Origin of the sequence: Enterococcus sp. JM9B, from assembly GCF_009933265.1 — a bacterium.
In the GTDB taxonomy this organism is placed as follows: Bacteria; Bacillota; Bacilli; order Lactobacillales; family Enterococcaceae; genus Enterococcus_C; species Enterococcus_C songbeiensis.
The window spans coordinates 88,693-99,470 of record NZ_MAEK01000015.1; the positions used below are offsets into that span (position 1 = coordinate 88,693).

The following is a 10,778-nucleotide window of genomic DNA, read 5'->3' on the forward strand; positions in this document are numbered from 1 at the left end:
ACCGATGAAATGGAATGAAGTAAAAGTGGAAACTGCCAGTGAGGCGGTAGAGGCAGTTGCCAACTGTCTAATGGAAGCTGGTGCCAGCGGAGTAGCCATTGAAGATGCCTTAGACGTCGCAAATTTTCAAAGCGATCCATACGGTGAAATTCTTGATCCGGCTACCTACACGAGTTTAGAGGAAGGGGCATTGGTAAAGGCATATTTTCCAGAGACCACTTTTTTACCGGAGATTCTGCCCACTATCAAGGAAACCATCCGTCAACTCCCAAATTATGGGTTGGCTATTGGTAAAAATAAGGTGACGGTCAGCGAAGTTTCAGATACAGACTGGGCGACTGCCTGGAAAAAATATTATCATCCAGTGAGAATCAGCCGGTATCTGACGATTGTGCCTAGTTGGGAAACGTATCAACCGGTTCATAAGGATGAAAAAATTATCACTCTTGATCCGGGAATGGCATTTGGAACAGGAACCCACCCAACGACCCGCTTGACGTTGCAAGCGTTGGAAGTTGCACTGCGAGGCGGAGAAACCGTCTTGGATGTGGGAACTGGTTCGGGGGTATTAAGTATCGCCAGTAAACATTTCGGGGCAAAAACGGTTCAAGCTTTTGATTTGGATGAAGTAGCTGTCCGTTCTGCGAAGGAAAATATGGCATTAAATCCGATTGCAGCAGATGTCACTGTGTCCGCCAATAACTTGTTGGCAGGAATCACTGTGTCGGCAGATGTGATTGTCGCCAATATTTTAGCCGATATTATTTTACTGTTGATCCCAGATGCTTATCGGTTATTGAAACCAGAGGGAACCTTGATTGTTTCTGGAATTATCGAAGAGAAGAAGCAATTAGTGATTGATAAAATGACGGAAGCCGGCTTTTTTGTCGATCAAATCTTTTCTCAAAAAGATTGGTATGCAATTCTCTTGAAGAAGACCGAGGAATAGCCATGCAACGATATATTTTAGATGAAACGTACCCAATGGCTACCATCGAATTGACTGGGGAACCCTACCATCATATCGTTCGGGTGATGCGGATGCAGGCAGGCGATCAAGTGTATCTGGTTTTTCGCAATCAAGTGACAATCGTTGCTGAAATCAGCGAGATCACCGAGAATTCGGTTTTTCTTGAGGAAAAACGCAAAGAAGAACAGCAAAAAGAATTGCCCATTGCAATCACCATCGCCAGCGGATTTCCGAAGGGAGATAAGTTGGAATGGATCGTTCAAAAAGGAACAGAATTGGGTGCAGCCGGATTTATCGGTTTTCCCGCAGAAGCCTCTGTGGTGAAATGGGATCAAAAAAAACGTGAAAAAAAACAGCAGCGTTTAGAAAAGATTGCCCAAGAAGCCGCCGAGCAGTCGCAACGACAAGTTCTGCCAAGCGTTGAGCTGATGGATCGGTCCTCTTTTTTTGCTACACTTGGAGAGTATGATGTGCTCATGATTGCCTATGAAGAAGCCGCAAAAGAAGGCGAGCTAGCCCATTTGGCACAAGTGCTGCAAAAAATGAAAACCGGACAACGATTGTTAGCGGTATTCGGACCGGAAGGCGGAATTTTGCCGAAAGAAATTGAAAAATTAACGGCAGCCGGCGGGATTCTTTGTGGGTTAGGTCCGAGAATTTTACGAACCGAAACAGCGCCATTGTATTTATTGAGTGCAGCCAGTTATCAATTGGAACTATTATCAAGGGAGTGAAAAAAATGCTTTTACGGGAACGAATCAGCTTGCGGATTCTTGATGCTGCAATGACCGACTGGGATTTTAAAGACTATCTTTTACAGCTTTCGGAAGAAAAAATCAAAGAAATCGTTGTTTTGCCAAGTTATTTGCGACGTGCCAAACAATTGCTGTCCTTTACGGATATAAAAATCGGTACCGTGATTGATTACCCGCTTGGTGTCGGGACGACCGGCAAAAAAGCCTTTGAAGTGGGGCAAGCTTTTCGGGATGGTGCAGATTTTTTGGAATTGACCATCAGCCCCGTCATTTTATTGGGAGCAGAAGCGGAAGAATTGTCTGACGCGTTGCGGGCACTTGCCGTAGCATGGGGTGAAATTCGCCTGCACTTGGATACGACAGGAATGAAAGAATTGACGAAGATCGAATGTGCACAACGAATCAAGGAATTAGGCTGGCGGTATGTGGTCCTTGGCGAAGCTTCCACGATAGAAGAAGCGGTGCATAATGCTACAATTTTTGAATACGATGGCGGCAAACAACTGATTCTTCAAATCAATGTAGAAAAAGCAGATCCGGCGATAATCACAGAATTAGTTCAACAAGGAATCGATTATTTCGGGGTTCGCCAAGTGGATTTAGCAGATTTGTCTTTAGCCATTCAAAAAGCAGAGGAACATTGAAAAATGAAGTAAAACTATTGTATAATGACGATAATAATTTGCGCAGTACCGCTGATTAGTGGTACTTTTATTTTTCTTGTCAAAAGGGGGCTTACAGGATGTCAAAAGAAGTAATTATGTCAGGACCAGGTGTGATTAAATTGGTCGGACATTATATGAGTGACGAACATGTGGCATTTGTAAAAAAAGCGTTGGATTATGCAACCGAGGCCCACAAAGACCAGTTTCGAAAATCTGGTGAGCCGTATATTATCCATCCCATTCAAGTTGCTGGGATTTTAGCTGAATTGCGCATGGACCCGCACACTGTTGCCACGGGTTTTTTGCATGATGTTGTGGAAGATACGGAGGTCACCTTAGCGGATCTTAGGGAAGAATTCGGCGGCGACGTGGCCATGCTGGTAGATGGCGTGACAAAATTAGGAAAAATCAAATACAAATCCCATGAAGAGCAATTAGCAGAAAACCACCGGAAAATGCTGTTGGCAATGGCACAGGATCTGCGGGTAATCATGGTTAAATTGGCAGATCGTCTTCACAATATGCGGACATTGAAACATCTGCGAGAAGACAAGCAACGCCGTATCGCCAAAGAAACGTTGGAAATCTATGCTCCTCTTGCCCATCGTTTAGGGATCAGTCGCGTGAAGTGGGAACTGGAAGACACGGCATTGCGTTATTTGAATCCGCAACAATATTACCGTATCGTTCATTTGATGCAGTCTAAACGGGAAGAGCGAGAAGCTTATATCTCAACGGCAGTAGAAGAAATTCGTTTAGCTACTGAAGAATTGGATATTTTTGCGGAAATCTATGGACGCCCCAAACATATTTATTCTATCTACCGCAAAATGAAGGATCAAAAAAAGCAATTCAATGAAATTTATGATTTGCTGGCAATCCGAGTGCTGGTGGATTCTATCAAAGATTGTTATGCGGTTTTGGGAACGATCCATACCAAATGGAAACCCATGCCTGGTCGCTTTAAAGATTATATCGCCATGCCTAAAGCCAATATGTACCAATCCCTGCACACTACTGTAATTGGCCCCTATGGCAATCCTGTGGAAATTCAAATTCGGACCCATGAAATGCATGAAATCGCCGAATTCGGGGTTGCAGCACACTGGGCTTATAAAGAAGGTAAGACGGAAAAAGTCAAACCAGATAAAATGACCCAGCAAGTAGGTTGGTTCAAAGAAATTTTAGAATTGCAGGACGATAGCTATGATGCCTCCGAATTTATGGAAGGCGTTAAAGGGGATATTTTCAGCGACAAAGTGTATGTTTTTACCCCAAAAGGCGATGTTACCGAACTGCCGCAAGGATCCGGACCGCTAGATTTTGCTTATAGTATCCATACCGATGTAGGAAATAAAACAACCGGTGCTAAAATAAACGGCAAAATGGTACAGCTGGATTACAAATTAAAAAATGGCGATATCGTTGAGATTATGACCTCACCAAATTCGTTTGGACCTAGCCGTGACTGGTTGAAGCTGGTGGCCACCAGCAAAGCAAAAAATAAAATCAAACGGTTCTTTAAATCCCAAGACCGGGAAGAAAATATCAACAAAGGCCATGATTCTGTTTATAAATGTTTGCAGGAGATGGATTTTGTTCCAAAAGATATTTTGACGAAGAACAAATTGACGGAGGTACTGGAACGGTTTAATTATCAAACAGAAGATGATTTGTACGCAGCAGTAGGTTTTGGCGAAGTCAGTCCAACGACTGTTGCAAATCGTTTAACAGAAGAAGAACGCCGAGAGAAACAATTAGAAAAACAAAAGCAGCAAGTGAAAGAATTGATGAACCAACCGAAAAAAGAAGAAAAAATGAAGGTTCGTCATGAAGGTGGAATTGTGATCGAAGGGGTGGACAACCTGTTGATCCGCATCAGCCGTTGCTGTAATCCGATTCCCGGAGATAAAATTGTTGGATATATTACCAAAGGACGTGGGATTTCCATCCACCGCAGTGATTGTCCAAATGTTCAATCAGAGGATGCTGAAAAACGGTTGATTGAAGTGGAATGGGAAGATACTTCCAATTCATCGAAGGAATACGATGCTGATTTGGAAATCTACGGCTACGATCGTTCCGGTTTGTTGAACGATGTGCTGCAAACGGTCAATTCCATGACAAAAAAACTGCAAAGTGTCGAAGCTAAAACCAATAAAGACAAAATGGCAACGATTCGTTTGACGGTTGGAATTCAAAATGTCAAACACTTAAAAACAATCGTCGATAAAATCAAACAAGTACCGGAAGTTTACAGTGTCCGACGGATGAAGGGGTAGAGAAACGTGCGAGCAGTTATTCAACGGGTCAACCAAGCCAGTGTAAGTATTGAAGAGAAGGTGGTTGGCGAAATCAAAAAGGGATTCGTTATTTTGTTGGGCATTCACGAAACGGATACCGAAGCGGATGTAGATTATCTCGTGCGTAAAATTTCCTTGCTGCGGGTCTTTGAAGATGGGGAAGGGAAAATGAACCGGAATCTTGCTGCAGTTCAAGGAAGTGTCTTGAGTATCTCCCAATTTACGCTGTTTGCTGAAACGAAAAAAGGCAACCGCCCCAGCTTTATTCAGGCAGCACGACCAGAACAGGCAATCCCGTTATACGAACGCTTCAATCAAGGAATCGCCGCTGCGGGTATCCCAATTTCTACCGGGGTATTCGGTGGCGACATGCAAGTCGCATTGGTCAATGACGGTCCGGTGACGATCATCATTGACACAAAGGAATAGAAAAAACGATGGAACTTCATTTGAGGTTCCATTTTCTGTTTTTGGGAGTAGACGATGGGAACCTTTTCGCGGTACTATGAACAAAGGGAAAATTAGTATAAAAATGAAAAAAAGAAATGTGGGAAAAACGATGGACTATCCTTTATTACCGAAACAAATGCCGCAGCGAATCAAAGCGGTATGGCGTAAAAGCAATTATGTAACAATGGGAATTTTTTTCTTCGTGGGGATTGCAGGAGCTGCAGCTTTGGTCTGGTTTGATCAATTAAAAGGCGTTGGCGGATGGATTCTCCTTGGTTATTTTGTTATCCTTGCACTGATTTTTGCGTTATTGATGGCGCTGATTCCTTATCGTTATACATTTCATCGCTACGAGATCACCACAGAGGACATTGCCTTTCAAAATGGATTTATTTTCCGTTCAATCACCTATGTTCCTATGAATCGAATCCAACATGTGGAGACTGAACAGGGGCCTTTTTTGAGACAGGAAAATCTAATGGAAATTGTAATTCATACGGCGGCAACCAGCCATCATATCGCTGGTTTGGACGTGGAAGAGGCAATGGCTTTGCGGCAGCAAATCATTGAGTTAGTAAAGGCGGCGAAAGAGGATGTCTGAGAAAAAAAGATTTCATCCGCTGGTATTGCTGATTTTTTTGTTGCAGGGAATCCGGACGTGGTTCTTTTTACTGGTTTTGCTGGTCATCAACGGCGGTATTTCTACTCTTTATGGAAAATTGGCGGCAGCAGCAATGGTGGTGTTGATCGTTGGGTCGGCTGTGGCAAATTATTTTTCTCAAGCCTATCAAATCTCCTCGGAAAAAATCATAATTTATCAGGGAATTTTTCGGAAACACGAAATTGATATTCCCTATGATCGAATCCAAACCGTCAAGCAACGGCAATGGTTCTTTTTCCAGCCCTTTCATGTAGTTCAACTGCTGATCGAAACCGCGGGAGGAGAAGCCGGCAAAGCGGAAGCTTCCTTACCGGCAGTTAATGAATCCTTGGTTCACGTAATCGAAGGCTATCGTATTCGAGAAAAAGCAGGAGATGATTCCGTTTCGGAAGGGGAAAAACCAACAAGTGTTAATGCAGAACCGGCACCTTCTTACGTCTATCAAATCACCAATGGACAAATCTTTTTGTTCGGTTTAACTGATTTGAGTATTTTAGCAGCGGCGGCAACCTTGATTGTTTTTCTGGATGATTTTATTCCCGATGATTGGATCAATCAAGCTGTATCCACCTCCGAAAGTTTATTGCGGGCTGGCTGGATTTTACTGTTGGCAGTGGCACTGATTCTTTTATTGTTGTTGGCGGCGGTTTCTATTGCCAAGAATTTTTTGCAGTATTACAACTTTAAAGTCAGCAGACAGGGAAAGACTCTGACGATTGAAAGCGGCTTATTGGAGCGGCGGATTCAAAAAATTCCTTTGCAAAAAATCCAAGGAATCAAAATCCGGCAGCAAATTTTACGGCGATTATTTGGTATTTCCTCGGTGGAATTGTTGTTGGCCGGTGGTCAGGAAGAGGAAAACAATGTCAGTAAAAAACTTTATTTCTTACCGATTGTTTCTGATGCACAACTGTATGACAGTCTTGATTTCTTATTGCCGGAATGGGCTTTTAACCCACCAAAGATTCAATATGTTTCCCGTAGAAAAATAGGGTACTTTTGGCGCTGGATTTTATTGGTGGCAGTGCCGGCGATTGGAATCGGCAGCTACTTTAATCGCTGGTTTGCGGTAGGAGGAACAGTGCTTGCAATATTTTTATTGTTGATTGCTTGGCTGGAAGCCTACTATCAAGGGTACGCGCTGCAAACCGATACCCGCTTGTGTGTGCAGACCTTTACTGGTTTTTCAAAAACCCAAACCTTTGTGGAACGAAGAAAAATCCAAGCCTTTTCCGAACGAACCACTCGTTGGCTGTATCGGAAAAAAATCGGGCATGTCAGTTTCTGGTTGAAAACGGGAACCGCACCGGAAAAAGTTTCCCTAAGTTTTCTTGATAAGTCAGCAATTGATGAAATGAAACAACTCTTTTTGAAGGAAAAATCGATTAATCGTTACTAAAAAATCTGAAAAACCGGCGATTGTCGGTTTTTTTTGTACTCTTTTCAATCGAATTTCTTTTTTTTCGTATATAATAATGGAATCAATCAAGCATATTGAAGAAAATTATCCTCTTAGAAAAAGCGGATGGCAATAGAAGAAGGAGAGCAGGATGAATAAATTATTTTACGAAATATTTCCAATTGAGGAAACAAACTATCTCGTGGCCTCCACCGAAAAAGGCGTAGCCTATCTTGGACTGGAAGAAGATATCGCAGAATTGGCTCAATTTTTCAAAGGCTATCAAGCAATTCCAGAAGCGGGGCACAGCCAAGCAGCAATTCAGCAATTAACGGAGTATTTTGCTGGAGAGCGCCAAAATTTTGATTTGATCTACGACTTTGTCGGTACATCTTTTCAACAAAAAGTGTGGCGGGAATTAGTACAGGTCCCTTTTGGAAAAGTGGAAACCTACAGCGAGTTGGCAAAAAAAGTCGGCAATGAAAAAGGAGTGCGGGCAGTGGCGAATGCAGTGGGTCGCAATCCGCTGATGGTGGTTGTTCCTTGTCATCGAATCGTTGGAAAAAACGGCACCTTCACTGGGTATCGTGGCGGAATTCCCCTGAAAAAACGTCTGTTAGCCCATGAAGGAGTAACGACAATCAAAGAGTAGCTCGAGAGAATACAAGACAGAATTCTCCAATTGTATTATAATGAATGCATTAAGTAAGCGCTTTTATTTTAATAAACTATTTGATTGGAGGCTACACCATGGCAACTGTCAAAACATTTTCAAGACCAAGTATTTCACCGAAAAATCCATTATTCTCAAGTTTTAAGACAATGATCGAATCGGCTTTTTACGGCAATAATGTGCAAACAATCAGTGAGTTGCAAGAAGCGTATCAGCTTGCAAGCCAAGCGCCGGGGACGGTCGTTACCGATATGCCGGTTCTGCACACGAAAGAATTGGGTTTGCCAACAGATGCAAAAGTGTTAGTGGCAAATGATGGAAAGATCGTTGGACGAACAGCGGCGGCTCGCCGCATCATCGGTCAACCGGGAATTGATGCGACCTATTATCAGGGAATTTTACGAGAAGCGCTGTATCAAGGTACGCATCGGAAATTTTATGCCAGTAACGTGGTGGTAGGCTTGGATCCTGAGTTTATGGTTCAAAGTCACTTGATGGTCCCTGAAGGCTTTGAAATGAATTTCTACTCTTATTTGTTGAACTTTCAAATCGCTACCCAGGAAATCATGGATGTCTACCAAAATTCTTATGTTTATCCTGAAAACGATCTTTATCTTTACGCAGATCCTTACTGGACCCATCCAGATTTTCCAAACGGGTTGGCGCTATTTGATCCTGAACATAATGTAGCGGCGATTTTAGGGTTGCGCTATTTTGGCGAATTAAAAAAAGCGACCTTGACAATGGCATGGGCAACGGCCCACCGCAATGGCTTTGTCGCTTGTCATGGTGGGATGAAACAGTACCATTTGGAAGACAAACAATATACGATGGCGGCGTTTGGTTTATCAGGATCAGGGAAATCGACCATTACTCTTGCCAAACATGGGGACAAATACAAGGTAGATGTGCTGCATGATGATGCGTTTGTCATTAGTAAAGAGGGCGGCACTACCACGGCGCTGGAGCCGGCTTATTTTGATAAAACCCAAGATTATCCGTTGACCAATGAGGCAGTCGATTATTTCTTGACTTGTCAAAACGTTGGAGTGACAGTCGATGAAGAAAATAAAAAAGTCATCGTGACCCAAGATATTCGTAATGGTAATGGACGAACGGTAAAATCCCGCTACGTGACGCCAAATCGGGTGGATCATTTGTCGGAAAAAATCGACGCAATCTTTTGGATTATGAAGGATGACAGTTTACCGCCTGTTGTGAAGATCGACGATCCAGTATTGGCTGCTGTTTTTGGATTGACCTTGGCGACAAAACGCTCAACGGCAGAAAATATCGTTGGCAAAGTCAACTTGGATCAATTGGTAATCGAACCGTTTGCCAATCCTTTCCGCTGTTATCCATTGGGGCAGGATTATGCAGATTTTCGTGATTTGTTTGCGAAAAAAGATACTGCCTGCTATATTTTGAATACCGGATTTTTTGGTACGAAAAAAGTCACACCGCAGGTTACATTGGGAGCAATTGAAAAAATTGTGGAAGGCACTGCAGATTTTCGTGATTTTGGTCCAATGACGGCGATGTGTTATTTACCGATCGAAGGTTATGAGGTAGACTTGGAAAACAAGGACTATATTAGTCAATTGAAAAAACGAATGGAAAGCCGCTTAGACTTTATTTTGGCGCAAAAAGAAGCCAATGAAGGCTATAATGCCTTGCCGGAAGAAACGTCATTGTTGATTCAACATTTGATCATGGAGCTGGAAACATTGCAGCAAAATTAATCGATTGTCGTGGCAAGGATAGGGCAACTGGAGGAAGAAGAAATGGATGAAAAATTAGAATGGCGCAAAGAGCCTTGGTATAAAGCAAAGAAAAAACCAGAGCTTTTGACCTTGCCCCCACAAAATTATTTTATGATCGATGGCATCGGTGATCCCAATAAAGAAGATTTTCAACAACGAGTAGCCGCACTTTATCCAGTTGCTTATACGATTCGCATGAGTCAAAAAAATGCTTGGCAGATTCCTGATTTTCAGCTTTTCACTGTGTATCCTTTGGAAGGTCACTGGACGATCCAAGAAAAATATTATGGAGAAACCCAGTTGGTGAAAGATCATTTTGCTTACACGATGATGATTAAACAACCGGCATTCGTGACGCCAGAAATTGCAGCAGAAGCGTTAGCACGGGCAAAAACGAAAATCCCGGAGGAATTATTTCCGCTGATTCGTTTTGAAACGATTCCTGAAAAAGAAGTGGCACAAATCCTTCATCTCGGCAGTTATGATGATGAACCTGCAACTTTCGCTCAATTGGAAGAATTTATTGCGGCATCTGGTCATCGACGACTTTCAAAGGACCACAAAGAAATCTATTTGAGCGACCCGCGAAAAACCGCACCAGAAAAACTAAAAACAATTTTGCGGGTAGACGTTACAAAATAAGTTTCTCCTTTTGAAAAGTGTGTCTGGTTCGCTTCTTTTGGCGAAGCATGATAAGCTTAAATCATAAAGGAAAGGAGGCGCTTTCGCTATGCCAAAAGATTTAGATGATAAGTTGGAAAGATTAGCCAAACAAGCTAAAAAAGAAGACCCGTTTGATAAAATTGATGAGATGGAGAAAGAGCTGAATTTAGACGAAGAAACAGAGGATAAGTCGATGTTGGAAGATGTCTTAGAGGACACGCCTGCTGCCGCTGCAGATCAATTACGCCCGAAACAATAAATAATGGCTCTTTGTCAAATAGTGTTGTTTTGAATTAAATCTGGAAAAGAGAGCATTCCGGTGTTCTCTTTTTTTGTTATTTAAATGATTATACAGAGATTCTGCTGAATAAGAATTCTCTTGCGCAGGTGGCGGAAAGTACGAAAACCAAAAGCAATCCGTTTGATCACTTTGATTAAATTATTTTTCCCTTCAAGCTTGCCGTTGGAATAAGGGG

12 protein-coding genes are annotated in these 10,778 nt (G+C 42.5%); 11 read left to right on the plus strand and 1 reads right to left on the minus strand.

Annotation, left to right across the window (positions count from 1 at the left end):
* Nucleotides 1-4 precede the first annotated feature (4 nt).
* The 11 genes from prmA (at nt 5) to BAU16_RS05125 (ending at nt 10,561) form a co-directional block, all read left to right on the plus strand.
* On the plus strand, nt 5-949 hold the full coding sequence (gene prmA, locus BAU16_RS05075) for a 50S ribosomal protein L11 methyltransferase (protein WP_161526608.1): 945 nt from the start codon (nt 5-7) through the stop codon (nt 947-949).
* A gap of 2 nt (nt 950-951) precedes the next feature.
* Complete coding sequence (locus BAU16_RS05080; protein ID WP_161526609.1) at nt 952-1,704, plus strand: 16S rRNA (uracil(1498)-N(3))-methyltransferase; 753 nt, start codon at nt 952-954, stop codon at nt 1,702-1,704.
* A 5-nt stretch (nt 1,705-1,709) separates the two neighbouring features.
* A complete protein-coding gene (locus BAU16_RS05085; protein ID WP_161526610.1) occupies nt 1,710-2,369 on the plus strand; it encodes a deoxyribose-phosphate aldolase in 660 nt (219 codons plus the stop codon).
* Nucleotides 2,370-2,467: 98 nt separating this feature from the next.
* Complete coding sequence (locus BAU16_RS05090; RefSeq protein WP_161526611.1) at nt 2,468-4,672, plus strand: RelA/SpoT family protein; 2,205 nt, start codon at nt 2,468-2,470, stop codon at nt 4,670-4,672.
* Nucleotides 4,673-4,678: 6 nt separating this feature from the next.
* Nucleotides 4,679-5,122 carry a D-aminoacyl-tRNA deacylase gene (dtd, locus tag BAU16_RS05095; protein WP_161526612.1) on the plus strand — a complete coding sequence of 148 codons (444 nt, stop codon included), beginning with the start codon at nt 4,679-4,681 and terminating at the stop codon, nt 5,120-5,122.
* A 130-nt stretch (nt 5,123-5,252) separates the two neighbouring features.
* Nucleotides 5,253-5,744 (plus strand): PH domain-containing protein, encoded by a 492-nt coding sequence (locus tag BAU16_RS05100; protein ID WP_048604178.1) that lies wholly within the window; start codon nt 5,253-5,255, stop codon nt 5,742-5,744.
* The gene (locus tag BAU16_RS05105; protein WP_161526613.1) at nt 5,737-7,203 is read left to right on the plus strand and encodes a PH domain-containing protein; all 1,467 of its coding nucleotides are present in this window, start codon (nt 5,737-5,739) and stop codon (nt 7,201-7,203) included. Before BAU16_RS05100 ends, BAU16_RS05105 begins: the two co-directional genes overlap by 8 nt.
* Nucleotides 7,204-7,354: 151 nt before the next feature.
* The gene (locus BAU16_RS05110) at nt 7,355-7,855 is read left to right on the plus strand and encodes a methylated-DNA--[protein]-cysteine S-methyltransferase (RefSeq protein ID WP_137605503.1); all 501 of its coding nucleotides are present in this window, start codon (nt 7,355-7,357) and stop codon (nt 7,853-7,855) included.
* 98 nt (nt 7,856-7,953) lie between these two features.
* Nucleotides 7,954-9,618, plus strand: coding sequence for a phosphoenolpyruvate carboxykinase (ATP) (locus BAU16_RS05115; RefSeq protein WP_137605502.1), 1,665 nt, complete (start codon nt 7,954-7,956; stop codon nt 9,616-9,618).
* A gap of 42 nt (nt 9,619-9,660) precedes the next feature.
* On the plus strand, nt 9,661-10,281 hold the full coding sequence (locus BAU16_RS05120) for a GyrI-like domain-containing protein (protein WP_137605501.1): 621 nt from the start codon (nt 9,661-9,663) through the stop codon (nt 10,279-10,281).
* 88 nt (nt 10,282-10,369) lie between these two features.
* Nucleotides 10,370-10,561: a hypothetical protein gene (locus BAU16_RS05125; RefSeq protein ID WP_137605500.1), complete on the plus strand. Its 192-nt coding sequence runs from the start codon at nt 10,370-10,372 to the stop codon at nt 10,559-10,561.
* Between the two features lie 80 nt (nt 10,562-10,641).
* Here BAU16_RS05125 and BAU16_RS05130 read toward each other — a convergent pair.
* A partial coding sequence (locus BAU16_RS05130; RefSeq protein WP_161526614.1) for a transposase occupies nt 10,642-10,778 on the minus strand: 137 nt, incomplete at its 5' end.